The 23,957-nt window shown below is 52.0% G+C and carries 21 protein-coding genes and 1 tRNA gene; 11 read left to right on the top strand and 11 right to left on the bottom strand.

The genetic code is table 11. The annotated features are described in order from the left end of the window. A complete protein-coding gene (gltS, locus tag INF61_RS11120) occupies nucleotides 1–1,203 on the bottom strand; it encodes a sodium/glutamate symporter (RefSeq protein WP_006812438.1) in 1,203 nt (400 codons plus the stop codon). A 225-nt stretch (nucleotides 1,204–1,428) separates the two neighbouring features. Between gltS and xanP the strand changes: the two genes are divergently transcribed. Further along, nucleotides 1,429–2,820, top strand: coding sequence for a xanthine/proton symporter XanP (xanP, locus tag INF61_RS11125; RefSeq protein ID WP_193547771.1), 1,392 nt, complete (start codon nucleotides 1,429–1,431; stop codon nucleotides 2,818–2,820). A 118-nt stretch (nucleotides 2,821–2,938) separates the two neighbouring features. Then, nucleotides 2,939–4,633, top strand: coding sequence for an AsmA family protein (locus INF61_RS11130; RefSeq protein ID WP_193547772.1), 1,695 nt, complete (start codon nucleotides 2,939–2,941; stop codon nucleotides 4,631–4,633). Between the two features lie 128 nt (nucleotides 4,634–4,761). Here the strand turns inward: INF61_RS11130 and yicI are convergent, their stop codons facing one another. Then, nucleotides 4,762–7,080 carry an alpha-xylosidase gene (gene yicI / locus INF61_RS11135; protein WP_193547773.1) on the bottom strand — a complete coding sequence of 773 codons (2,319 nt, stop codon included), beginning with the start codon at nucleotides 7,078–7,080 and terminating at the stop codon, nucleotides 4,762–4,764. A 12-nt stretch (nucleotides 7,081–7,092) separates the two neighbouring features. Then, the gene (locus INF61_RS11140) at nucleotides 7,093–8,058 is read right to left on the bottom strand and encodes a glycoside-pentoside-hexuronide (GPH):cation symporter (RefSeq protein ID WP_193547774.1); all 966 of its coding nucleotides are present in this window, start codon (nucleotides 8,056–8,058) and stop codon (nucleotides 7,093–7,095) included. A gap of 288 nt (nucleotides 8,059–8,346) precedes the next feature. Between INF61_RS11140 and INF61_RS11145 the strand changes: the two genes are divergently transcribed. Then, nucleotides 8,347–8,441, top strand: a tRNA-Sec gene (locus tag INF61_RS11145). Between the two features lie 9 nt (nucleotides 8,442–8,450). Here INF61_RS11145 and INF61_RS11150 read toward each other — a convergent pair. From INF61_RS11150 to INF61_RS11165, 4 genes are read right to left on the bottom strand one after another with little or no spacing between them, the layout of a single operon-like run. Beyond that, the gene (locus tag INF61_RS11150; protein WP_063136742.1) at nucleotides 8,451–9,398 is read right to left on the bottom strand and encodes a hypothetical protein; all 948 of its coding nucleotides are present in this window, start codon (nucleotides 9,396–9,398) and stop codon (nucleotides 8,451–8,453) included. Continuing rightward, nucleotides 9,388–11,160 carry a hypothetical protein gene (locus tag INF61_RS11155; RefSeq protein WP_063160973.1) on the bottom strand — a complete coding sequence of 591 codons (1,773 nt, stop codon included), beginning with the start codon at nucleotides 11,158–11,160 and terminating at the stop codon, nucleotides 9,388–9,390. Before INF61_RS11155 ends, INF61_RS11150 begins: the two co-directional genes overlap by 11 nt. Nucleotide 11,161: 1 nt before the next feature. After that, on the bottom strand, nucleotides 11,162–12,394 hold the full coding sequence (locus INF61_RS11160; RefSeq protein ID WP_063136744.1) for a metallophosphoesterase: 1,233 nt from the start codon (nucleotides 12,392–12,394) through the stop codon (nucleotides 11,162–11,164). Nucleotides 12,395–12,453: 59 nt separating this feature from the next. Continuing rightward, nucleotides 12,454–12,645, bottom strand: a complete 192-nt coding sequence (locus INF61_RS11165) for a toxin-antitoxin system HicB family antitoxin (RefSeq protein ID WP_063136779.1) — start codon at nucleotides 12,643–12,645, stop codon at nucleotides 12,454–12,456. 124 nt (nucleotides 12,646–12,769) lie between these two features. Here INF61_RS11165 and INF61_RS11170 point away from each other — a divergent pair, with 124 nt between their 5' ends. Both INF61_RS11170 and INF61_RS11175 read left to right on the top strand, forming a co-directional pair. Next, nucleotides 12,770–13,111: a SymE family type I addiction module toxin gene (locus tag INF61_RS11170; RefSeq protein ID WP_023302861.1), complete on the top strand. Its 342-nt coding sequence runs from the start codon at nucleotides 12,770–12,772 to the stop codon at nucleotides 13,109–13,111. A gap of 50 nt (nucleotides 13,112–13,161) precedes the next feature. Beyond that, nucleotides 13,162–14,199, top strand: a complete 1,038-nt coding sequence (locus INF61_RS11175; RefSeq protein WP_063136745.1) for a virulence RhuM family protein — start codon at nucleotides 13,162–13,164, stop codon at nucleotides 14,197–14,199. On the opposite strand, the gene INF61_RS11180 is transcribed toward INF61_RS11175, so the two are convergent. The 4 genes from INF61_RS11180 to INF61_RS11195 form a co-directional block, all read right to left on the bottom strand. Further along, nucleotides 14,189–14,644 (bottom strand): GNAT family N-acetyltransferase, encoded by a 456-nt coding sequence (locus INF61_RS11180; RefSeq protein ID WP_015570066.1) that lies wholly within the window; start codon nucleotides 14,642–14,644, stop codon nucleotides 14,189–14,191. The two genes, INF61_RS11175 and INF61_RS11180, sit on opposite strands and share 11 nt — an antisense overlap. A gap of 48 nt (nucleotides 14,645–14,692) precedes the next feature. Beyond that, on the bottom strand, nucleotides 14,693–15,574 hold the full coding sequence (locus INF61_RS11185; RefSeq protein WP_032620734.1) for a GlxA family transcriptional regulator: 882 nt from the start codon (nucleotides 15,572–15,574) through the stop codon (nucleotides 14,693–14,695). A gap of 242 nt (nucleotides 15,575–15,816) precedes the next feature. Further along, nucleotides 15,817–16,296, bottom strand: coding sequence for a hypothetical protein (locus INF61_RS11190; protein ID WP_023302856.1), 480 nt, complete (start codon nucleotides 16,294–16,296; stop codon nucleotides 15,817–15,819). Between the two features lies 1 nt (nucleotide 16,297). Further along, entirely contained in the window at nucleotides 16,298–17,086 is a 789-nt protein-coding gene (locus tag INF61_RS11195; RefSeq protein ID WP_023302855.1) for a transcriptional regulator, read from the bottom strand. A gap of 834 nt (nucleotides 17,087–17,920) precedes the next feature. On the opposite strand from INF61_RS11195, the gene INF61_RS11200 reads away from it, so the two are divergent. The 6 genes from INF61_RS11200 to INF61_RS11225 are packed head-to-tail and all read left to right on the top strand — an operon-like array spanning nucleotide 17,921 to nucleotide 23,956. Continuing rightward, nucleotides 17,921–18,523 (top strand): helix-turn-helix transcriptional regulator, encoded by a 603-nt coding sequence (locus INF61_RS11200; protein ID WP_015570068.1) that lies wholly within the window; start codon nucleotides 17,921–17,923, stop codon nucleotides 18,521–18,523. 52 nt (nucleotides 18,524–18,575) lie between these two features. Then, nucleotides 18,576–19,160, top strand: a complete 585-nt coding sequence (locus tag INF61_RS11205; protein WP_015570069.1) for a fimbrial protein — start codon at nucleotides 18,576–18,578, stop codon at nucleotides 19,158–19,160. 53 nt (nucleotides 19,161–19,213) lie between these two features. Next, nucleotides 19,214–19,891, top strand: coding sequence for a molecular chaperone (locus INF61_RS11210; RefSeq protein ID WP_032104018.1), 678 nt, complete (start codon nucleotides 19,214–19,216; stop codon nucleotides 19,889–19,891). A 23-nt stretch (nucleotides 19,892–19,914) separates the two neighbouring features. Continuing rightward, nucleotides 19,915–22,440: a fimbria/pilus outer membrane usher protein gene (locus INF61_RS11215; protein WP_193547775.1), complete on the top strand. Its 2,526-nt coding sequence runs from the start codon at nucleotides 19,915–19,917 to the stop codon at nucleotides 22,438–22,440. Next, nucleotides 22,431–22,949, top strand: coding sequence for a fimbrial protein (locus tag INF61_RS11220; RefSeq protein WP_193547776.1), 519 nt, complete (start codon nucleotides 22,431–22,433; stop codon nucleotides 22,947–22,949). Before INF61_RS11215 ends, INF61_RS11220 begins: the two co-directional genes overlap by 10 nt. Next, a complete protein-coding gene (locus INF61_RS11225) occupies nucleotides 22,949–23,956 on the top strand; it encodes a fimbrial protein (protein WP_047746345.1) in 1,008 nt (335 codons plus the stop codon). Before INF61_RS11220 ends, INF61_RS11225 begins: the two co-directional genes overlap by 1 nt. Nucleotide 23,957: the final 1 nt, after the last annotated feature.

The raw sequence follows: 23,957 nt of genomic DNA on the forward strand, positions 1-23,957 counted from the left end.
TCAGCCAAACATCGGCAGCATCAGGTAGAGCTTAATGACCAGCGCGTTGACGATATCAATGAAGAATGCGCCCACCATCGGCACCACCAGAAACGCCATGTGCGACGGACCGAACCGTTCGGTGATCGCCTGCATATTCGCGATGGCCGTTGGCGTCGCCCCCAGACCAAACCCACAGTGGCCCGCAGCCAGTACCGCCGCATCATAGTTTTTGCCCATCATGCGCCAGGTAACAAAGATGGCATACAGCGCCATGAACACGGCCTGCACCGCCAGGATCGCCACCATCGGCAGCGCCAGCGAGGCCAGTTCCCACAGCTTGAGGCTCATCAGCGCCATCGCCAGGAACAGCGACAGGCTGACGTTCCCCAGCACGGACACTGCACGCTCAAAGACGCGGTAGAAGCCCATCTGCGCCAGACCGTTGCTCAGGATCACCCCGATAAACAGCACGCAGACAAAGGTTGGCAGTTCGAAAGCCGTTCCCGCCAGCCATTGCGCAACGATTTTGCCCACGGTAAGGCAGATGGCAATCATGGCGATGGTTTCAATCATTACCAGCGAGGTGATGCTGCGGCCAACGTCCGGTTTTTCAAATGCGGTCGGCACCATTTCATCGTCTGGCCTGCCTTCCGGCGTGGTGGAGTGTTTCACCAGATAGCGCGCCACCGGGCCGCCAATCAGGCCGCCAAGCACCAGGCCAAAGGTCGCGCAGGCCATTGCCACTTCCGTTGCGTTTTCAAAGCCATAGCGTTCGATGAACAGCTTGCTCCACGCCGCGCCCGTTCCGTGGCCACCTGACAGGGTAATCGACCCCGCCAGCAGACCCATCAGCGGATCCAGCCCCAGCAATGACGCCATACCGATGCCGATGGCGTTTTGCATCAGCAGCAGGCCCACCACAACAATCAGAAACACGCCCAGCACCTTGCCGCCCGAACGCAGGCTTGCGAGGTTAGCGTTCAGGCCGATAGTGGCAAAGAAGGCCAGCATCAACGGATCTTTCAGGGACATATCAAAATCGATTTCCCAGCCCATGCTTTTTTTCAGCACCAGCAGGGCCAGCGCCACCAGCAATCCACCGGCGACAGGTTCAGGAATGGTGTACTTTTTCAGAAAGGAAACACTGTGTACCAGCTTGCGACCAAGCAGAAGAACCAGCGTTGCGGCAACAAGGGTCGACAACGTATCGAGATGAATCATAAAAGGCTCCTGTTATGCGCGTGTTCCATACACACGCGGCGTTATCCTGGGCCGGGTGATGCTCGTCATGAGCCGCCGGCGCGAAAAGTGTAATTTTTTTTTCCTGTTCGTTGTAGAAAACCTGCTCACACCGGCAGATTTTCTCTCTTTTTTTTGCTGGCAATCGTTTGCTTTTACCAGGTGGTCAGCTAAAATGCCCGCTTTTCCACCGTGGGATTGCCGCCGATGTCTGTTAACACTCTGGAGTCTGCTGATGCACAACCGATTGCGCAGAAGCAAAACAGCGAACTGATTTACCGCCTTGAAGATCGTCCCCCGCTGCCTCAAACCCTGTTTGCCGCCTGCCAGCACCTGCTGGCGATGTTCGTTGCGGTCATCACGCCGGCTCTGCTGATTTGCCAGGCGCTGGGGTTACCGGCGCAGGATACGCAACACATCATCAGTATGTCTCTGTTCGCTTCCGGCGTGGCCTCCATCATTCAAATTAAAGCCTGGGGTCCGGTGGGCTCGGGTTTGCTGTCGATTCAGGGCACCAGCTTTAACTTTGTGGCGCCGCTGATCATGGGCGGTACGGCACTGAAAACCGGCGGCGCAGATGTCCCGACGATGATGGCGGCGCTTTTCGGCACCCTGATGCTGGCAAGCTGCACAGAGATGATCATTTCCCGCGTTCTGCACCTGGCGCGCCGGGTGATCACCCCGCTGGTCTCCGGCGTGGTGGTGATGATTATCGGCCTGTCACTGATCCAGGTGGGTCTGACCTCCATCGGGGGCGGCTACGCGGCAATGAGCGACCATACCTTCGGCGCGCCGAAAAACCTGCTGCTGGCAGGCGTCGTGCTGGCGATCATTATTCTGCTTAACCGCCAGCGTAACCCGTACCTGCGCGTGGCATCGCTGGTGATCGCCATGGCGGCCGGTTACCTGCTGGCGTGGGCGCTGGGCATGTTGCCGGGAAACACCGCGCCGACCAACAGCGCGCTGATCACCGTTCCAACGCCGCTCTACTACGGCCTGGGCATTGACTGGAGTCTGCTCCTGCCGCTGATGCTGGTCTTTATGATCACTTCGCTGGAAACCATTGGCGATATCACCGCCACCTCCGACGTGTCCGAGCAGCCGGTCTCCGGCCCGCTGTACATGAAACGTCTGAAAGGCGGCGTGCTGGCGAACGGACTGAACTCGTTTGTCTCGGCGGTGTTCAACACCTTCCCGAACTCCTGCTTTGGCCAGAACAACGGCGTGATCCAGCTGACCGGCGTGGCCAGCCGCTACGTGGGCTTCGTGGTAGCGCTGATGCTGGTGGTCCTCGGCCTGTTCCCGGCGGTAAGCGGCTTTGTGCAGCACATCCCTGAGCCGGTTCTGGGCGGCGCGACGCTGGTCATGTTCGGTACCATCGCGGCCTCTGGCGTGCGTATCGTCTCCCGCGAGCCGCTGAACCGCCGCGCAATCATGATTATTGCGCTGTCTCTCGCCGTAGGGCTTGGCGTCTCCCAGCAGCCGATGATTTTGCAGTTTGCCCCGGACTGGGTGAAAAACCTGCTCTCTTCCGGCATCGCCGCGGGCGGTATTACCGCTATCGTGCTGAATCTCATTTTCCCGCCTGAAAAGAACTGATGCCCACACGGCAGGCTGTCAATGCCTGCCGTGACATCTCTTTACACCATTCCCGCCTTGAGCATTGCGCATAAATCGTGCATAACACCCTTATGTGCGTTTCGCGGGAAGGAAGACCATGAAATTTATTGGAAAGCTGCTTATCTATCTTCTGGTAGCCCTGCTCATTGTAGTGCTCGCCTTTTATTTTCTGCTCCAGACCCGCTGGGGCGCATCGCAGGTCAGCAGCTGGATCACGGTGAATACCGATTACGAGCTCAACTTTGACCTGATGGATCACCGCTTTTCATCCCCTTCTCACATCCTTCTGGAAAACGTTACCTTCGGACGAGATGGCAAACCGGCCACGCTGGTCGCTAAAAAAGTGGATATTGGCTTAAGCAGCCGCCAGATCACCGACCCGCTGCATATGGATGCCATCACCCTGTTCGATGGCACGCTGAATTTATCGCCGCAGACGGCGCCGCTGCCGTTCCAGGCCGACCGTCTGCAACTGAATAACATGGCCTTTAACAGCCCGAATACGGAGTGGGATCTCAGTGCGCAAAAGGTGACCGGCGGCGTCAGCCCGTGGCAGCCCGAGGCGGGGAACGTACTGGGGAAAAATGCGCAAATCCAGATGAGCGCCGGGTCTCTCACCCTCAACGGCATACCGGCCAACAACGTGCTGATTCAGGGACAACTCAACGGCAAAGAGGTGGTGCTCAATACCATCGGTGCCGATATGGCGCGCGGCTCGCTGACGGGCTCGGCTCTGCGTAATGCCGACGGTGGCTGGGTTATCGACACCCTGCGTCTGAATGAGATCCGCCTGCAAAGCGACAAATCGCTGCTGGATTTCTTCGCCCCACTCTCCACCCTGCCTTCGTTACAGATTGGGCGACTGGAAGTGACCGATGCCCGTCTACAGGGGCCAGACTGGGCGGTAACCGACCTTGATCTCAGCCTGCGTAACCTCACCCTGAGTAAAGGGGACTGGCAAAGCCAGGAGGGACGGTTATCCATGAACGCCAGCGAATTTATCTACGGCTCGCTGCATCTGTTTGACCCTATCCTGAATGCGGAATTCTCCCCGCAGGGCATTGCGCTGCGTCAGTTCACCTCCCGCTGGGAAGGGGGCATGGTGCGCACCTCCGGCAACTGGCTGCGCGAGGGTCAGGCGCTGGTGCTGGACGACGTTGCCATTGCCGGGCTGGAATATACGCTTCCGGAAAACTGGAAAACGCTGTGGATGGACCCGCTTCCGGCATGGCTGAACAGCGTGACGCTGAAAAAATTCGGCCTGAGCCGCAACCTGGTGATCGACATCGATCCGGCGTTCCCGTGGCAGATCACCTCCCTCGACGGTTATGGCGCTAATCTGCGGCTGGCGCAGGATCACAAGTGGGGCGTGTGGGGCGGTAACGCAACCCTGAACGGGGCGGCAGCAACCTTTAACCGCGTCGACGTGCGTCGCCCGTCGCTGGCGCTGAATGCCAACGCCGCAACGGTAAATATTACCGACCTGAGCGCCTTTACCGAGAAAGGTATTCTGGAAGCGACCGCCACCGTGTCACAGCTGCCACAGCGACAAACCACCGTGAGCCTGAACGGGCGCGGCGTACCGCTCAACGTTTTGCAGCAGTGGGGCTGGCCAGCGCTGCCGATTGCGGGCGACGGCAATATTCAGCTCACCGCCAGCGGCAGCGTGCAGGCCAATGCGCCGCTGAAGCCGACGGTGAATGGGAAGCTGAGCGCGGTGAATATGGATAAACGGCAGGTGCAACAGACGATGACCGGCGGGATGGTGTCGACGGTGGCTCCGGCACAGTAAAAAGCCGGGTGGCGGCTTCGCCTTACCCGGCCTACGAGGTTTTGGTTCCTTCTACCGTGGGTGAGGGCATCAGACCGCATAATTACCGTAGGCCCGGTAAGCGAAGCGCCACCGGGCATTTTTCCAGCTCAGAGGTGAACCACCACCTCATCCCCCTCGGCTTTCACCACCACACCCCATTCGCTGCCCGCATGTGAACCGCCTTTTACGCCGCCGACCTTCTGCACGTTGCGCAAGCACACCGACCAGTTTTGCGCATCTCCCGCGCCGGTAAAGGTCACGACGTCGCCCTGACGTGACGCCTTCAGCGTAAACACCACAGAGCCTTCCGCCGCAGGCACTTCACTCACCGCCGTTGCGCCATCGCTCAGGTTAAAGAGCTGGAAGGCCGTCCCCTCGTGCCACGCATAGTCTGGCTTCTGGTTATTGTTACCCAGCGCCAGCAGCGTGTTGTCGCGCACATAGACCGGCAGGCTCTGGAAATCGTGCTGCTGCTTATGCCAGCGGCTACCCTCGATTTCATCGTTGTGCCACAGGTGCGTCCAGCGCCCTTCCGGCAGGTAGAACTGCACGTCGCCCGCCTCGGAGAACACCGGCGCCACCATCATTGAATCCCCCAGCATGTACTGGCGGTCGAGGTAATCGCACGCCGGATCGTCCGGGAACTCCAGCATCATCGCCCGCAGCATCGGCGTGCCGAACTCGCGGGCCAGCGCCGCCTGACGATACAGGTACGGCATCAGCTGACACTTCAGCTGCGTGAAGTGGCGCACCACATCGCAGGACTCGTCATCGTACGCCCACGGCACGCGGTAGGATTTGCTGCCGTGCAGGCGGCTGTGGCTGGAGAACAGCCCGAACGCGCACCAGCGTTTGTAGACGTGCGCCGGAGCGGTGTTTTCGAACCCGCCGATATCGTGGCTCCAGAACCCGAAGCCGGACAGGCCAATCGACAGCCCGCCGCGCAGGCTTTCGGCCATCGATTCGTAGTTGGCGTAGCAGTCGCCGCCCCAGTGTACCGGGAACTGTTGCGCACCCACGGAGGCAGAACGGGCAAACAGCACCGCCTCTTCTTCTCCCACCGTCTCTTTCAGCACGTTCCACACCAGCTCGTTATAAATGTAGGCGTAGTGGTTGTGCATCTTCTGCGGATCGGAACCGTCAAACCACTGGACCTCAGTCGGGATACGCTCGCCGAAGTCGGTCTTGAAGCAGTCGACGCCGATCTCCACCAGGCCTTTCAGTTTGTCCGCATACCACCTGCACGCGTCCGGGTTGGTGAAGTCGTAGATCGCCAGCCCCGGCTGCCATTTGTCCCACTGCCACAGGGAGCCGTCCGGGCGCTTCAGCAGGTAGCCCTTCTCTTTCAGCTCCCGGAAGATCGGCGATTTCTGGCCGATGTACGGGTTGATCCACACGCAGACCTTCAGCCCTTTCTCTTTCAGGCGGCGGATCATGCCTTCCGGATCGGGGAAGGTCACCGGGTCCCACTCGAAGTCGCACCACTGGAAGGCCTTCATCCAGAAGCAGTCGAAGTGGAACACGTGCAGCGGCAGGTCGCGCTCGGCCATGCCGTCGATAAAGCTGTTAACCGTCGCTTCGTCGTAGTTGGTGGTGAACGAGGTGGTCAGCCACAGGCCGAACGACCACGCAGGCGGCAGCGCCGGACGGCCGGTGAAGCGGGTATAGCGGTTCAGCACTTCTTTCGGCGTCGGGCCGTCGATCACGAAGTACTCGAGATATTCCCCTTCCACGCTGAACTGCACTTTGGAGACCTTCTCGGAGCCGACTTCAAACGAGACGTTCTCGGGGTGATTCACCAGCACGCCGTAGCCGCGGTTGGTCAGGTAGAACGGAATGTTTTTGTAGGACTGTTCGGTGCTGGTGCCGCCGTCGCGGTTCCAGGTTTCGACCGTCTGGCCGTTGCGCACCAGCGCGGTAAAGCGCTCGCCCAGACCGTAGACCGTTTCGCCCACGCCCAGATCCAGACGTTCGAACACGTAATTGCGGTCGGTATTGCTGTCCTGCACGTAGCCGTTGTTTTTCAGCTGGCTGCCGGTAATGCGCTGGCCGTTGCGCAGGAAATCCAGCCCCCAGAACTCGCCTTTGGCGACGCGCACGCTGACGCTGCCGCTTTTCAGCTCGGCAAATTCGGCGTTGTTTTCAATCTCAACTTTTACATCCTTCAGAACGTTCAGCGGATAGTGCGGGCCGTTGTTCAGCGCACCCTGGAAGTGCTCAATGCGCACCCCGACAATCCCTTCCTGCGGGGCAAACAGGCGCACCGTGAACATCAACGTGTCGAGCTGCCAGGTGCGTTCGCGCACGTCACGCGGCGCCACATACACCACCAGGTCATTGCCCTGCTGCTCCACGTCGAACACCTGCACCGGATAGGTCACATTCAGGCCCGGTTGAATAAGCCAGTTTCCATCACTGATTTTCATGCTTACGTCCTCTTAGTTCTGCAATTCTTTGCTGACCGGCAGGTTTTCAAACTCCTGCTGATTGCGGCGCGCGCCCTGCGCCAGCTCGCGCAGAATTTTGGTCAGGAAGGGGGTTTTCAGCGTGTAGTAGCGTTTGGCGATGATGGCGCTCAGCACGTAACAGATCGCCGGTGCCAGGGTAAACAGGCCGATGATGATGCTGATGGTCGCGCTGTTCTGGGTTTTGGCTGCCGCGTCGTAGCCGCCGCCTGCCAGCATCCAGCCTATCATCGCTCCGCCCAGCGCCAGGCCGAGCTTCAGCACGAACAGCGTGCCCGCAAAGCTGATGCCAGTCAGGCGCTTGCCGTTGGTCCATTCGCCGTAGTCGACGGTATCGGACATCATTACCCACTGAATCGGCGTCACCAGCTGGTGCAGCACGCCGATAACGAAGATGAAGCCGAAGGCTTTGTCATCACCGCCAATCAGGTTCACCAGCGGCATCATCAGCACCGTAGAGAGCATACCGCCCGCCGTCGCCAGCACAAAGCGCCAGGATTGAAGGGAGATACGCTGCGTCGGGTCGTTGGTGATCACGCCGCCCAGCGCGCAGTACGGGATATTGACCACGGTATAGAGCAGGGTCAGCAGCGTGTATGTGATGGCGGCGTAAACCATTTTTCCGTTAAGGCTGAGGTCCGGCGTGGTGTAGGCCAGCACGCAGACGATGCCGAACGGAATGGCGCCGAACAAAATCCACGGACGGAACTTGCCCCAGCGGCTGCGGGTGCGGTCGGCAATCAGCCCCATGCACGGGTCGGAGATCGCATCCAGTGCGCGGGCCAGCAGGAACATGGTGCCGACAAACCCGGCGGGAATACCAAAAATATCGGTGTAGAAAAACATCATATAAAGCATGACGTTATCAAAAATGATATGGCTGGCGGCGTCTCCCATGCCGTAGCCAATCTTCTCTTTTACTGACAGTACTTCGCTCATATTTTTATCCTTCACGCTGTAGGGGGCGCTGAGACCGGTTGCATTGGTTTTAAACCATTGTTTCAGGGGCGGGTATTGCGTTTTCTGGTTAAGAGATTACGTTTCTTGTTTTTTGTGATCGGGATAAAAGTTGATGAGCACGAAATGCTAACCTGAGGATTTTCTTAAGAATTAGCTGAAACAGGGGGGTTAAGGTCAAAAGAGAGGTGAAAAAAGTGGTGTGGGGTATGTGGTAAATGCCTGAAAGTAGCTATAATGCGCCCCGCCTCCATGTAGCAATGCAGGCGCGGAAGATCGTCATCTCCGGTGAGGTGGCTGGACTTCAAATCCAGTTGGGGACGCCAGCGTTCCCGGGCAGGTTCGACTCCTGTGATCTTCCGCCAAAAATGCTTTTATTTCATCATAATTCTACTTATCACCAACTCTCCACTAGGTTGGATATCAAACGGTTTTGATCTACTATATTCACTATAAATGCACGTTACATTATCGAAAAATAAACCTGCCAATGTGGATGAAATAATATGGGGTTTTGGCCCAAACTGAATAATTGTAATATTATATTCATTTTTTAAAGGTTGGATTATTTGGCATAAATGTTCAAACGTAATTGATAAACTTGCAATAGGTAGTTTTAAAAGATTACGACCTCCGGACAGTTGATGCTCAATAAAATCTTTATTTATTAACATAGCCTGTGTTTCATAATCTGGTAAAGACCCAGGGGAAGCAATTACGCCAAAAGTTAAATCTGGCTCAAGAAGATTGAAGAAACTTTGTGGCCCTATTTTATCAAATCCTAACATAAAGATAGCACATTTTTTCTTCTTAGTAATTGAAGAACCCTCACAACCAGGCAATATTTTTACATCACCTAATTCAAAATTTAAGAAGTCGTCATTTTTTGGATATTCAGCAGTAGCATAAACCAAATCAATAGTAAGCTTTTTAGAACAAACTTTTAAACAGTAATTTAATATCGCAGCATACCAATTCCTTGACATTGAACTGTAATCAACAATTATTCTAATTTCATTTTTTGTTATTTCCGATATTTTTTTATTTAGAATAGCATAAACTTGTTGAGTATGTGAGTGTTCAAGGTTTACAACAGTTGTTTTAGAGCCCCATTTTTTTTGCAATTTTTCATAGCTTTGTATCCGGCTTCTATTTTGTGAACTTTCATTAAAAGAAAGAATCACAACATCCGCAATTTTCTTTACATTAAGCAACTTTGAAATATAGGTGCAGCGAGGTTCATAACCCAATCCTAGAAATGCAACATCATATTGCGAATCCAGCATCTCGGCTCTCGATAAATCAAGTAATTTAATCTTCATCTTTGAACAACTCCATTTGATCTTCTTCACTCAACAGAGCGTTAGAATTAAAAATATTATGTAATTGGATGGGACGACCTACACGTGGGAACAGATTAAAGTTCGGAGTAAGGCAATTGGCTATTACAAATCGGCCTTCTTTTGATGGGAATAGGGACTTTGCATTTCTATCTTTTTTTACATAAGGATATAGTAACCCTAGATCTACTGCTGTTTTAATACACCCCCATTGTTCTTCCGATATAGAGTTATCTATCCTAAAAGACTGTGGTGTATCACTGCCAAGCTTCTCAACCAAACTTTTTTCTTTAAAATAACCCCCTATTTTATTAATAAACTCAAAAGCTTTAATCCCATCTTTTTCAAATTTAACAACCTCAAGCTCTCTATAGGAGTAACTTTTGATACGTTCGCTTTGGCTTGCATCAGGAATTCTCGTAGACTGATTCTTTAGATTTCCAAGCAAATGATTAAACAGTCTAAAGAGGCGCCTTGGATTACCGTCTGAACAGCGTGATATAATAGCAACTCCAGAATATAATGTTGAGGCAGAGTTGCCTGACTTATTATTATATTCTTCACGCAGGAGAAGCATCCCTCGCAACTTCCTAACTATAGCATCATCAAACTTACCGGGATCGCTAGCTAGTAAAGACTTAGCACGACTGATTGTGTCAGCATTGCAATGTTTTTCAATTAATTGAATGACATATTCGTTTTCGACGATATCAGGTGTTGACTGCGTTAGGATAGATTTTCCAACTAACTGTTCAAGCGTCAAAAAATTTTTATGATGGTATTTCAGCCGATTAACAAATAATTTTTCAGCGAAATCCTGAATGATTTTATCTGAAGCTTGCTGGTTAAGGTGAGATGTACCTAGTTTATCTATATATATATACTCAAGATCGTGTCCTATATTAATATTTGCGGCCACATTTGTATCTAGAGTATGATGTCTATAAGGCATAGTTGTTATTTTAAAGACCAAATCACTCGCTGATCGCATAAATGTGTTAAGCGTTTGATGATGATTTTTTGTTAGAAACTCAGCCTCATCAATGCATACAACCCAACGATTATTCTCTGGTAAAGATAATTTCCTTTTGATTATCCTAGATGCAAATTCAAAAGGTTTAAATAAAGTTGTGTGGAATACTTCGCCTATTCTGGTTTCCTCCACCGTCAAAGCGATTCCCATAGCCTCTTTATTAAATACTAAGTTTTTTCTAAACTCCACTTTCTCGAGTTCGTTTCTAATAAGATTCAAATTATTTAAAGAGTTATTTTCATCTGTAAACCAAACTTCAGAAATAGCTAGACAAATATCTCGCTCTACAAATAATTGTTCTATCTCATCTTCAATATAAGAGTCGATACAACTCCTGATAGTGTCAAGAAGTTTAGCACATAATGAAAGGTTAAGGCTCCAAATAAAATACTCTTCTTTTTTTAATTCATAGTTATTTAATGAGTTAACCCATTCAACTCTTAATGGAACATAAGTAGCTATGAAATTTTTCTCATCGATAATAGCTTTCGCTTTTGGATAAAAAGAGGCTAGTTTACTTAAATTTTCATGTGCTAACATTTTAACTAGCGCAGTTTTTCCAGATCCTCTGGAACCAAGTATTACTTGATTCTGACTAGTAAAAAGTGCTTCGAATGATTCTGTCCAAATAAATTCATTTGCAAGCTGGTTGGTATTTAAGCCTCTTGCATTTGAATTTTCAAATAATGTACTTAGCTCACTGAAATTCATATTAATTCTCCGCCCATAATAAAACGAAGCTATCATTTTTACTTGGCATTACCTCATACTTTAATTCACTAGAAAGATCATCAACAGCATGAGACAATAACTGTTTATTACAATATCTTAGATTCGGTTCTATTTTTACTAAATCGTGCCACTTAGCGTAATTACTTTTTTCTCTGCAACTTTGTATTATATGGCGAAGTTTAATCTTCAGTTGATTCCTTGAAACCATATAACCGTAATACTCTTCATGGCTAATATGGTCTCTGTCGAAAAGAGAACGCGTCCATTTATGGTTTGTAAAATATGACCAAGAAATTACTTTCCCCCTCGAAAAATTATTCTCGGGACAAAAATCGTGATGTTCAATTAAATGAAAAAAGTTGGCAACTCCATTATGCCAGTCTTTTAACTGAGCAGCAAAACTACCAGCACTTAAAATATTTACAAAAAAACCCTCTGAATCCATTTGAAAGTTATATCGTGGTATATGTTTATGACCATGAACAATGAAGTCGAATTCGTTGTGGCTTGCAAAACGCATAAAATCTTCCGCATTTTTCATTTGACTTAGATCAGGATCTGGAAATGTAGTATCTGTATAATTTTTGGGATGGTGATGTGTTAGTAAAATCCTAAACTTACGTTTATCTTTCGTCCTTAACTCATCCAATTTTGATTGTAACGTTGATAAACATCTAAGGTCTACCTCCCCAAATTTTACTTCTTTATCACAGCTGTCTAGCGCAGAAGAGTTAACACCAACGACGATTAAATCCTCATGTTCCCAAATAGCCGAATATGGATCAGAATAATAGGATGAAAAGGTTGAATTATATAATAAAGAGGAAAAAAAATCATTACTCCGAATATTAGCGTATTTTGCTAAGATGATTTTACTTTTATCAGAATATCTTTCGCTTGCATCTTTTTCCTGTTGCCAATTTCCATCATGATTGCCAGGGACGAAGAAAATATTGTTATCACTTATGTTTAATATATTCTTTATCTCTTTAATCCTTTCAGCTGCAATTTCAAACTCATATGATTCTGCGCGATTTGTGATATCTCCAGCAATTAAAAGATGCGTTGCTGTGATTTTCTCAGCGGTTACTAAGTCTTTAAAGTCCTGTATGAAATTTTCAGTAATAGCTGATGTCCCACTTACTTCAGTACAAAAATCTTTTGCTCTCGCTGTAGTACCCACATGTAGATCACTAATTACCAGTATTTTCATAATTAAACCATCTTCATATATTATACTGTTCAAGTTATTATATATTTATACGTTCATCATTAACCTTTAGGTATTTTACCCCGCAATAATAATTCTTTTCTTGCTAGCTCCTTCAACCAACTTGCGAGGCTCACCCCTTCCTCAGCCGCCACAGCATCCAACTGTTCCTTCAATGCCGGATCAATACGCATCTTAAACTGCGGAGACTGCCCGCCGCCTTTTGGTTTTTTTTCGCGCGATATGATTGACATGAGGCCACCTATCCATCTACTCTGATACATATAGGAGGCCACCTAAACCTCCTGTATTTCAACGCCCCGATGTGCGGGAACACAACCGGAGCGTCTAACCTCACCAACTATCAAGGAGTTGATTATGGCTGATTCGCATTCTACCCCAGACACCGACCAATCCGGAACCGAGCGTTCGTTAATTGTGGGATACCGCCCGAATGTTTTCGACAAATCCACGCCGAAAATCATCCTTTCCGGCAAGTGGCTGCGCGCGGCAGGTTTTGATACAGGACAGCAGGTCACAGTAAAGGTCATGAAAGGATGCATCGTTCTGGTGGCGTATAACGAGCAGGAGCAGCGTTTGCAGGATGATTATAAACGGACGAAAGCAAAGCTTATTGAGATAGAGGACGCGCTTGCAGCGATCCAAATTCCACATGCTGGAAAGCGCCTCGCAAAATCAAATACAAACCACCTGGCTTAACGGCTGTTTCTGGCATACTACCTGCCAGGTGCATTAGATGTGGAGGCGACATGGCAGATAAAGACGTAATCCAATCCCCGACAGGCGAATTTGTTATGTTTGCCAGTGATGATGGAACGGTTCGCATCACATGTCGCTTTGAACATGAAACACTCTGGCTGTCGCAAGCAGCCATTGCGTCTCTTTATCAGGTCACTCCTCAAGCTATTACTCAGCATATTAAAGCTATTTACGAAGAAGGTGAGCTTGAACAAAAAGCAACTTGTAAGGCTTACTTACAAGTTCAGCAAGAAGGTCAGCGCAAGGTCAATCGCAACACACTTCACTATAGCCTGCCCGTCATTCTCGCCATCGGCTATCGTGTCCGGTCCACGCGAGGCACACAGTTCCGCCAGTGGGCCACCCAAACGCTCCAGGAATACCTGGTTAAAGGCTTCGTTATGGACGACGAGCGCCTGAAAAATCCGCCTGTAGGATCTTCCGCCGTCCCTGACTATTTCGATGAAATGCTGGAACGCATTCGCGATATACGTGCCAGCGAACGCCGGGTCTATCTTCGCGTGAGGGAGATTTTCGCATTAGCTGCTGACTATCAGCCGTCGCTCAAAGAAACCACGCAATTCTTTCAGACCATCCAGAATAAACTGCATTTTGCCTGCACTGGGCACACCGCTGCTGAGTTGATTCACCAACGTGCGGACGCCACTCAACCGCATATGGGGCTGACCAGCTATAAAGGCGAAGAAGTCCGTAAAAGCGATGTCACCACCGCAAAAAATTATCTGTCTCAGGATGAGGTGAGCGAGCTTAATCGCGTCGTTAATATGTGGCTCGATTTTGCCGAAGATCAGGCCAAACGCCGCAAGCAGGTATTTTTACGAGACTGGCAAACCAAGCTCGATCAGTTCCTGCAATTCAACGACCGGGACGTTTTAGAAGGCGCAGGAAAAATCAGCAAGAAAGCGGCTGATGAAAAGGCGTGCTCAGAATACATCGAATATGAAAAAAAGCAGCGCCTGCTGAAAGAGGCCGAAGGTGAGAAAGATATTGTCGGCTTATTAAAATGGGATAAGCGGGCTAAGCGCTAATCCCGGTATTTCTGCTCAGCTTCATATGCAACAGCGGAAACGGATTCCCCTGCCCATCCAGTTCTGAACGCCCGACCTGCTCAAACCCCATATGGCGATAAAACGCCACCCCCTGCGGATTCTGCTCGTTCACATCCACTTCATTTACGCCGAATTCTGCAATGGCATATTGCAGCAGCATTTTCCCGATACCCTTCCCCCGGCTCGCATCATCCACAAACAGCATTTCAATGCGATTTTTATCCACGCCCAAAAAGCCGTGAATAATACCCACGTCATCCCGGGCAATCACAACCCTGAGATTAGGCAAATATGCGTTGAGCAATAACGGACGCAGCGCCGCGATATCGCTTTCCTGCAAAAAGCGGTGCGTGGCGCGAACGGACGACTCCCAGACTGCGACGAGACGTTCAAATTGTGAGGGGTGTGCGGCTTCTATTTTCATGATGATATTCCGGTTGAGTAAAGTTTCAGGGCAGCAATGTAATGATATTCAGCTCTGCGACGTGCGCCACACGCCAGGCGTACAACCATACTCCGTCTGAAAATGACGAATAAAGTGCGCGCAGTCGCTGAACCCCATCCGCTGCGCAATATCCGTCACGCTTTGCTGTGAGTTCTTCAGCAGCCAGCAAGCATAGCGCAGTCTGGCACTGCGGATAAATTCGCGGGCCGTTTTGCCGAATTCTGCGTGGAACAGACGGTTGAGCTGGCGTTCACTCAATGCCACTTCTCGCGCAAGCCCGGCGGTGGTGAGCGGCCGGGTCAGGAACTGTTCTATCAGCATGACGGCGCGGCGCAACCGCGAGTCAGGGATAAGCGCAAAATTCGCCGGACGCGGGGTGGCAATTTCATGCGGAACGAGCGACAAACGCTGACAGGTGGTGCTGGCGATATCATCCCCGGCATGGGCGCGGATAAGCTCAGTTGCCAGCGTCAGGGTGGAAATACCGCCCGGGCAGGTCAGCACATCGCCATCGTCGATGAAATCATACCCTTGCTCAGCATAAACCAGCGGGAAAGCCTGCCGAAATGCATCAAGGTGGAAAGGATGGATGGACGCTCGTCGTTCATTCAGCAATCCTTCCTGTGCGAGGACAAAACTGCCGGTGCCAATGCCAATGAGCGGAACCCCGGCATGGTGGGCATGTGCCAGATACGCTTTATCCCCCTGATACCCTAAGTCCAGATACTGCAATTCACCGCCGATAACAGCAAGGTAGTTAAAACTGTCCGGCGGCGCATGGGGAGAATCCGGTCTCATGACAATCCCCGCATTGCTGATAATCGGGATATCAGGAAATTCACTTATCAGGCTGATTTTAAATGCTAATTTATCCTGAGCTTTCGCTGCATAACGCAGCGCCTCCAGCAACCCGGAGACGGCCAGGAGTGAATAACGGGGCCATAATATCAACCCAATATGCAGACACTTTTCCGGTACTGATTTCCCCCCATCGGAGGAGTCAAATACACTTTTCATTTACTTGCCAAATTTAAAATTAATTACATTATCGCAACATGATCTGTCGCACTTTTTATTTCTAAGGTAATCCTGATATTTTAAATCAAGCATAAATGAGACGGGAGGAAAATATAATGTTTTTCTCGTTTATATCATTCTTTTTTTGAGCCACGACACACATATGTCGGTAATGTTCCTAAGGTAAAGATATAGTTACCATTATGTTGTTCATTGATCCGCATATAAATACTCTTGCCCGGATAGACAAAGAATTGCGGTTCATATTTTTCCAGCCAGCTGTCGTCGACATTATCGTCCGGGAACGTCATATTTTTTTCTGACGTCAGCAAATAGAGATGATCCTGTCTATCCACCCGAAAGGAAATTTTCCTGTCGATGGTTTTACCCGGATCGCTCTTTGCCCGGCCATTCATGCTCAGGGTGCCGAATTTCCCGTCGAAGGTGTAATTCAGCCAGACCGTCAGCGTCTCATCCGGATGGTGCTGGACCAGATTAGCCTGGCATGAAAAAGGCTGAACGTAAGTTCGGTGCCACAGGTAATAGCCCGTCAGCACGCCTGCCGTGACGAGGCCCGTCACGATGATATACAGCATCTGCCGAAAACGAGTCATGCTAGCTATCCTTCAGGAAATAATCAGATATGCAGCGGTTCGGTTCTTTCATTGGCCGGTCGCAGCGAATAACCGACGCACGAGGAAGCAGAGCGTACCAGCTGATGTAAACCCAGGGATATTGCGCGCATTCAGCCTTGAATTGTTCCACATAGGTCAGCGCGGAAGCGCGTTCAGCGTGGGTCTGAATGTCGTTCGCAAGATAAACGCGACAGGCTCCGACGGATGCCGCAAAACGGTAATCCTCAACAAAACGGTTTTCTGAGGCGTTCATATATCCCGTCACGCCTGCCCCGGCCAGGATGATCAACAGCCCCATGACAACAGCCAGCCAGCGCGTGGGCTTCCTGGCAACGGGCGTTGCTGGCTCGGAGGGTGCAGAGACCTCCTCGATCGCTGGCGCCTCTACACATTGTCCCTCTGCGGGTTGAGGCGCGACGGGTGAAGACTCTCTGACGGTTATTTGCGTGTCGCTTGCCAGCGTCAACCCAATCCGCGGAATGGTAACGATAGGGTCAGTTTCAAAACCAATCTTTTTGAGCCCTTTGCGCAGGATGGAGATGTTCTGGTAATAGGTATTGGAGGAGACAAGCATGCCGCGGCTTTGCCAGACAATATCAAGGAACTCTTGCTGAGTGACAATCGACCCCGCTCTGTCGATTAATAACAACAGGCATCGGCCTGCTGGCGAATTTAACACAACCACACGGTCAGGATTGTTGATATCACGTAACGTGCTGGCCGCAGGATGAAATTCGACGATATTATTTATAATGTAATGCTTATGCATAGGGGCAGTATGAATTCTCCGGTTAACAGATGTTGAACCTGGGTCACCGCATGTATGGGATGACATTCACGTCGGGATTAATGTGACTGATTAACGTCATGCTGTATATCTTCGCCATTGGCGAAAAATCTTAATTTATATTTCATCCCTTAAGCTTCACTGAACCTGCATAAGAACTCAACCCTTGTAGAATGCGGCTTGCAGAGCCGCTTCATCCGCGATCATCCTCATTATGATGTTTTGTGAAGTGAATTTCCGCTCCACAGAAGTATCTGACTACCGGCAGCATCTCATTTATCAGGGCCTCATCTTTTGGCGCGCTCCTCGCCTCTTGACATTGACAAATATCTACATAAAAAAACATTGTACGCCACGGACACGCGTGTCTGAAATATTCAGCACCCTTAAGCCTTAAGTTTTCTCAACCTGACCAATATCAATAACTTACATGGTTTTTGTATGCTTTTAAGCCACCTTTCTATCAGTTTTTATCGATGATAACATTCGTAAATTGTTATTCCCCGTCAGCAACTTCACACCCGCACTGACACCAAAAGACAAACTCCTTACAAAACATTTATCAAAGCTAAATTTTCATTAAAAATAGCGGCTATCATAATTTACAGAAAGCGAAGCGGAATAAGACCAATCAGAGGGAAGCGTCGTAACCGGTCTCGATCTTAGTAATTAATACAATTTTAGATTAATTCAGATTACCTCTTTATTGGCCGACGTATAGTAGGCCTACAGTATGCAATACGTCATTGCTTCGAGAATACTGGCGATAACCTTATAAATAATTCGCCTGATTACTATTATAAATCGAGGAATAACATGACGAACAATAGCCAAATAACACAGCATATAACTGTTGCACTGATGGGCGGCGATCATTATGCAAGAAACGGCATTAAAACGTTATTAAGCAGCATCCGCGACGACCTTCACATCATTATCATCGAAGGAGGTTATCAGGAACTGGATAAGGCGCTGTCGTCGATTCGTATCGATATCTTATTTATATCCGGCGCAGAGAAATACCATACAGGGTATGACTCACTGAAATATTTAAAAAAAATCAAAGTCACGCAGCCTGAAGTGATTATCTGCCTGTACTCAACCTCTGCCCATTCCCTGTTATGGGTCCGGGAAGATATTGATGCCTATATCTCGCTACAGAACACGGTTTATCAGTGGCGGATAAAGCTAGCAAAAATGGTCGATAGCCATTATCGGCCCCAAAAGCAGCCAGCGGCGTTATCGCTGACGCCTGGAGAAAGGAGGGTATTAAAGGAACTCAGGAACGGACTGGATATACGTTACATCGCAGAACTGGAGAAACTTTCTTATCGCCGCGTGAGCGCCTTAAAAAGCTCAGCGATAAGGAAACTCGGGCTCAGGAATAAGACAGATTTGCTGGTCTTTTTAACCAGTTAGACCTGCCGCTTTCAGAGCAAATCTCGTAATAAAAAAATCAAGGAACTATGAAATGAAAGCACGCCTTACTTGCCATTCTCTGCTGGCATTAAGCATTGCCGCCCTGCTGCCAGCGGGCTCAGCACTGGCCGCCACCACCAGCGGCGGCACGGTTAACTTCAGCGGTAAAGTGGTGACCTCCGCCTGTGCCATCAGCGCCGGTAGCGCCAATATCGACGTCGACATGGGTGAAGTGCGTACCGCCACGCTGGCTGCCGCAGGCAGTGAAGCCAGTACCGCAAAAGCCTTCTCCATCACCCTGGAAGATTGCGAAATCGCCGATACTTCCGCGTCCACGGAAGATAACCCTATTGCCGCAACGACCGTGGCTATCACCTTCACCGGTACACCGGACAGTACCGATGTGAATAGCCTGGCCGCGGGAGTAAACGGCGGCGCGGGCTCGGCGCAGCATGTCGCTATCCGTCTTTATGACGAACAGGGCAACGTCGTCAGGCTGGGTGAGCCGGCAGCAGCGATCCCCCTGCGTGCGGGGGCGAACATCCTGAACTTCAGCGCGAAATATTACTCCCCACTGGGCAACGCCACGGCGGGTGATGCCAGCGCGGTCGCCACCTACACCGTGACCTATTCGTAATCTTCAGGCCCGGTCTGCTGGCCGGGTCTGACTCAGCTTTCAGGAGACGCACTATGCGCGTAAACACATGGATTTGTCTGGCTGGCACGTTATGTTCATCCGCCGTGTACGCAGGCGGCGTGGGGTTAGGCGCAACGCGGCTGATCTACACCGGCGCGGCTACGCAGACGATGATGCAGGTAAGAAATACCCACCCTGATGCCACGTTTCTGATCCAGTCCTGGATGGAAGACGAGAAAGGGAGCCGTACCAACGACTTCGTCATCACGCCGCCGCTGTACGTCATGAAGCCCGCCAGCGAAAGCGCGGTGAAAATCATGTTCAGCGGCGACGCCCTGCCAGCCGATCGCGAGACGCTGTACTGGATGACGGTCAAAGCTATCCCACAGCAGGTTAAAAACGGTTCCGGCAATTCGCTGCAATTCGCCTCTGCCAACCGCATCAAGGTCTTTTATCGCCCGGAGCGGCTCAGGGAAGGTGCAGGGGAGGCATGGAAAAACCTTGCCGGCGCCTACCGCGCGGGCAAGGTCACGCTGACCAACCCAACGCCGTATTACCTCACCACCATTAACGTGAAAATTGATGGCAGGCCGGTGTCGCCCGTCATGGTACCGCCGAAATCCAGCGTGACGCTGGCAGACACCTTCAGCCATGCGAGCAGCTTAAGCTACCAGACGATTAACGATTATGGCGCCTGGACGCCCGTTACCCGCACGTCATTGTCCCAATAATAAAAACAGTAAGGCGTGACCACATGAAAATTAAAATCCTGTGCGCCACGGCGATCGCCCTGGTGATTCGGCAAGCCGTGGCTGCCGAAAGCGAGCTGCAATTTAATCCTGCGTTTCTCAACGGCGAGCGCGCCAACAGCGCCGATCTCGCCTGGGTCAACGCCGGGAGCGCGTTGCCGCCGGGCGAGTACAATCTTAACGTGTATATCAACACCCAGTTCGCGTTCACAGGTAACGTCACGTTTCGCGTCGCTGAAAACACCGCCGGTGAAGCCCTGCCGTGCCTTACGCCTGCGCAATTCGCCGCACTTGGCATCGACAGCCGTCAGGCTAAAGGGGGTGAGCTGCCGCCTGCGCAGCGCTGCATTTTTTTAACCCGGTCATTCGCCGATACCCGGTTTGATTTTGACCAGAGGACGCTTACCCTCAACTTCACCGTACCGCAAAGCGCGATGCGTGCTCTGCCGCGCGGGTACGTCAGCCCGGAGAGCTGGGAGTCCGGCATCCCTGCCGCGTGGCTGAACTATGTGGTCAATGGCGCGAATAATGACTACCGGGGCGAGACGCGCACGCGGGAACAACAGCTGTTTGTGAGCCTCAACAGCGGCGCCAACCTGGGCGCATGGCGGCTGCGTGATTTCACCACGTGGACCAAAGAGAGTAACGAGCTCACCCACGTCCAGACCTGGCTACAGCGGGATATCCGCGCCCTGCGTGCCCAGGTTTATGCCGGTGAAACGTTCACCTCATCGCAGGTGTTTGACGCCGTTGGCCTGCGTGGGGTTGCCCTGAAGACCGATGACAATATGTTGCCCGCCAGCCTGAGCGGTTACGCGCCCGAAGTGCGTGGCATCGCGCGCAGCAATGCCACGGTGACGGTTCGCCAGAACGGTAACGTCATCTATCAAACCTCCGTTCCGCCGGGGGCGTTTGTGCTGAAAGATCTCTATCCGACCTCTTCCGGCGGCGATCTCGCGGTCACCATTCAGGAGAGCGACGGTAGCCAGACGCAATACACCCTGCCCTTTGCCAGCGTGCCGAATCTGGTGCGTAACGGTCAGGTCAAATATGCTCTGGGGGCGGGGAAATACCGCCCTGCGGGCAATCAGATCTCGCCCTCCTTCGCGCAGGGCGAGCTGTTCCTGGGCTGGAGATACGGCCTCACGTTTTATGGCGGGGCGCAGTTTTCCGATCGCTACAACGGCCTGGCCTTCGGTATCGGGCAGAATCTCGGCCGCTTTGGCGCCTACTCCCTCGACCTCACCCATGCCCGCAGCCAGCTGGCTGATAACCAGCACTACACCGGTGATTCGGTGCGCCTGCGGTACAGCAAGCTGCTGAACGATATCGGTACGCGAGTCAATTTCTTCTCGCTGCGTTACTCAACGGCAGGGTTTTATACCCTCAGCGATACCACTTACAAAGGCATGGCGGGCGGAGCGCCAAAACAGACCGTGGAAGACGATGGCACCGTCACCACTCACTACGACACGGTTTACAACCTGCATATGTCGCGTAAGGCAAAAAATCAGCTGCTGTTGTCGCAGCCGATGGGCGAATACGGCGCGCTGTCGCTGTCCTGGGATCAACAAACCTACTGGAATACGTCAAAAACCACGCAAAGTTTGCAGTTCGCGTGGAACGCGACGTTTCGTAACCTGTCGCTTGGCATCAGCGCCCAGCGTAGCTCTGGCCTGTACGACAACAAGAAAGACAATATCCTCGCGTTATCCCTGTCGGTGCCGCTGGGTAACCCGGCGCTGTCGACCCGTCTCCGTTTTACCGCTACCCATGCGGATCCCGCCGGCACCACCGCCAGTACCGGTGTCAGTGGTTATCTGCCGGGGCAGGAGAATCTTTTCTATAGCGTCAACCAGCGCTACAGCGCGCAGCAGCACTACGGCGGCGATGCCGCGCTGCAATACGAGGGCGCGTGGGGAGACTATAACCTGGGCTACAGCTACGCCGGTGACTCCCGCAACCTCAGTTACGGGATGAGCGGCGGTGCGGTGCTGCATGAGGATGGTCTGACGCTGAGCCAGCCGCTCGGGAACACCAATATTCTGGTGAAAGCCCCGGGCGCCAGTCATGTCGCCGTGCTCAACCACAAGGGCATCAAAACCGACAGCCAGGGCTATGCGGTGATCCCGTACGCCACGCCGTATCGCGTTAATCAGGTTGCGCTGGATGTCACCACCGTGGGCAATGACGTGGAACTTGAGAACGCCATCGCCAATAAAATCCCCACCGACGGGGCACTGGTTCGCGCCACCCTCACCACGCGTCAGGGGGCAAAAGCGATGTTTATCGTACGTCACGCTAAAGACGTGCTCCCCTTCGGTACGCTGGTCTCGTCAGAGGATGACAAAGCCAGCGGTATCGTCGGCGACGGCGGCAGCGTGTATCTGACCGGCCTGTCAGCGGAGGGAACCTTGCATGCCGTATGGGGGCGCGACAGCGCCCAGCGCTGCACGATCCGCTATGCGTTGAACCCGCAGAATTATCACGCCCGCACCGGGCTTTATTCCCAGGAGGTCCTATGTCAGTAACCATCCGGTTCCTCCCCCTGATCCTGCTGATGTTCATCACCGTTCCCGCGCGCGGCTATGACGTGCTGGTTTCCGTGACCGGCAACGTGATCGGCAATACCTGCATTGTCTCGGAAGATTCGAAGAAGCAAAACGTGCCGCTGGGCACCCTCGGCGTGAAGCAATTTAGCGAGGCGGGCGCGGTCAGCAATATCAAAACGCCCTTCACGCTCACCCTTGAAGCATGCGGCCCCACCTTTGCTGGCGTGAAAATCCGCTTCAGCGGTACGCCGGATGACGAGAACCCGCAGCTTCTGAAAGTCGCTGACGGCGGCGCGACCGGCGTGGCGGTGCAGATTCTGGATAAAGACAGCGTACTTATCCCGCTGGACACCCAAACCGCTGCTTACGGCGCGGCGGGGGATGACAGCGTAAAAATGACCTTCTATGCGCGACTGGCCGCCACGGGTGCGCCGGTCAATGCCGGAGACGTTTCGGCAGTGGCGACCTGGACGACGGAGTATCAATAATGCGTTTACTGTTTTTAGCCCTGTTTTTCATGTCCTCTCAGGCACTTGCCCTCTCCTGGACATCGGATATTACCCTCTCGCCAACGCCCATGTCGTGGTCCGGCCCGGCAGACTCCATCGTGCCTGGAAAGACGATCGGCTCTGAATGGAGCGCCTCTGCGAGCGTCTCGGAAGTGTTCTGGTGCGGCCTGGTATTTACCTGCTCCAAAGGGACGCTGGAGCCGAGCAGCAGTATAACCGCCACCGGCATCACGGTTATTCTTGATGGCGCAAATTACATGGTATTTGAAACGGGCGTGCCCGGCATCGGCTTCATTCTTGGGCTTAAAGATTATAACGGCACCACCTATGTCCCGATGCAGACGGGCATTACGCAGAGCTATCCGGCCGATGGGACTAACGGTTACGCCACCGCACTGGGCTGGTCGGCAAAAGTGACGTTTATCAAGACCGGCGTTCCGCTGAAATCCGGCGTATACCAGACCCCGACCATTAACGCGGCGATCCTGACGGCCTATAACAACGAAGTGAAAACCGCGCAGGTGATCATCAACCCCACCACCATCACGGTGACGGCAAGCGGCTGCACGGTAGGCACGAAAAGCGCCAACGTCGACCTGGGCACCATTGATATTCACACGCTGCCCAGCGTAGGCAGCACCTCGCCGTCGGGGGAGTTTAACGTCAGCCTGACCTGCGATGAGAACGTGGCGGTTAACGCAGTGATGACCGATCAGACCACACCGTCAAATACCTCGTCGGTCGTGACGCTGACCGGGGACTCCACGGCCTCCGGCATTGGCGTACAGTTTTTCTATAACGGTACCGGGCCGCTGATGATGGGGCCGGACAGCTCGTCCGCAGGTACGACGGGACAGTTTTTCATCCAGACCACCAGCTCGGCACAAACGCTGTCCCTGCCGTTCCAGGCGCAGTACATCCGAACCGGTGAACTGGTCCCCGGCTCGGCCAACGCCCTGACAAGCATCACCTTTTCGTATCAGTAGG

It is taken from the genome of Enterobacter cloacae complex sp. P18RS (assembly GCF_014982105.1).
Classification (GTDB): domain Bacteria; phylum Pseudomonadota; class Gammaproteobacteria; order Enterobacterales; family Enterobacteriaceae; genus Enterobacter; species Enterobacter hormaechei_C.

What these genes read in the sequence shown, in the direction of transcription:
- xanP (WP_193547771.1), top strand. Translation starts at nt 1,429, where the DNA reads ATGTCTGTTAACACTCTGGAGTCTGCTGATGCACAACCGATTGCGCAG.
- INF61_RS11150 (WP_063136742.1), bottom strand. Translation starts at nt 9,398, where the DNA reads ATGAAGATTAAATTACTTGATTTATCGAGAGCCGAGATGCTGGATTCG.
- INF61_RS11225 (WP_047746345.1), top strand. Translation starts at nt 22,949, where the DNA reads ATGCGTTTACTGTTTTTAGCCCTGTTTTTCATGTCCTCTCAGGCACTT.
- INF61_RS11210 (WP_032104018.1), top strand. Translation starts at nt 19,214, where the DNA reads ATGCGCGTAAACACATGGATTTGTCTGGCTGGCACGTTATGTTCATCC.
- INF61_RS11170 (WP_023302861.1), top strand. Translation starts at nt 12,770, where the DNA reads ATGGCTGATTCGCATTCTACCCCAGACACCGACCAATCCGGAACCGAG.
- INF61_RS11205 (WP_015570069.1), top strand. Translation starts at nt 18,576, where the DNA reads ATGAAAGCACGCCTTACTTGCCATTCTCTGCTGGCATTAAGCATTGCC.
- INF61_RS11130 (WP_193547772.1), top strand. Translation starts at nt 2,939, where the DNA reads ATGAAATTTATTGGAAAGCTGCTTATCTATCTTCTGGTAGCCCTGCTC.
- INF61_RS11155 (WP_063160973.1), bottom strand. Translation starts at nt 11,160, where the DNA reads ATGAATTTCAGTGAGCTAAGTACATTATTTGAAAATTCAAATGCAAGA.
- INF61_RS11160 (WP_063136744.1), bottom strand. Translation starts at nt 12,394, where the DNA reads ATGAAAATACTGGTAATTAGTGATCTACATGTGGGTACTACAGCGAGA.
- INF61_RS11195 (WP_023302855.1), bottom strand. Translation starts at nt 17,086, where the DNA reads ATGCATAAGCATTACATTATAAATAATATCGTCGAATTTCATCCTGCG.
- INF61_RS11200 (WP_015570068.1), top strand. Translation starts at nt 17,921, where the DNA reads ATGACGAACAATAGCCAAATAACACAGCATATAACTGTTGCACTGATG.
- INF61_RS11175 (WP_063136745.1), top strand. Translation starts at nt 13,162, where the DNA reads ATGGCAGATAAAGACGTAATCCAATCCCCGACAGGCGAATTTGTTATG.
- gltS (WP_006812438.1), bottom strand. Translation starts at nt 1,203, where the DNA reads ATGATTCATCTCGATACGTTGTCGACCCTTGTTGCCGCAACGCTGGTT.
- yicI (WP_193547773.1), bottom strand. Translation starts at nt 7,080, where the DNA reads ATGAAAATCAGTGATGGAAACTGGCTTATTCAACCGGGCCTGAATGTG.
- INF61_RS11220 (WP_193547776.1), top strand. Translation starts at nt 22,431, where the DNA reads ATGTCAGTAACCATCCGGTTCCTCCCCCTGATCCTGCTGATGTTCATC.
- INF61_RS11140 (WP_193547774.1), bottom strand. Translation starts at nt 8,058, where the DNA reads ATGAGCGAAGTACTGTCAGTAAAAGAGAAGATTGGCTACGGCATGGGA.
- INF61_RS11190 (WP_023302856.1), bottom strand. Translation starts at nt 16,296, where the DNA reads ATGACTCGTTTTCGGCAGATGCTGTATATCATCGTGACGGGCCTCGTC.
- INF61_RS11215 (WP_193547775.1), top strand. Translation starts at nt 19,915, where the DNA reads ATGAAAATTAAAATCCTGTGCGCCACGGCGATCGCCCTGGTGATTCGG.
- INF61_RS11180 (WP_015570066.1), bottom strand. Translation starts at nt 14,644, where the DNA reads ATGAAAATAGAAGCCGCACACCCCTCACAATTTGAACGTCTCGTCGCA.
- INF61_RS11165 (WP_063136779.1), bottom strand. Translation starts at nt 12,645, where the DNA reads ATGTCAATCATATCGCGCGAAAAAAAACCAAAAGGCGGCGGGCAGTCT.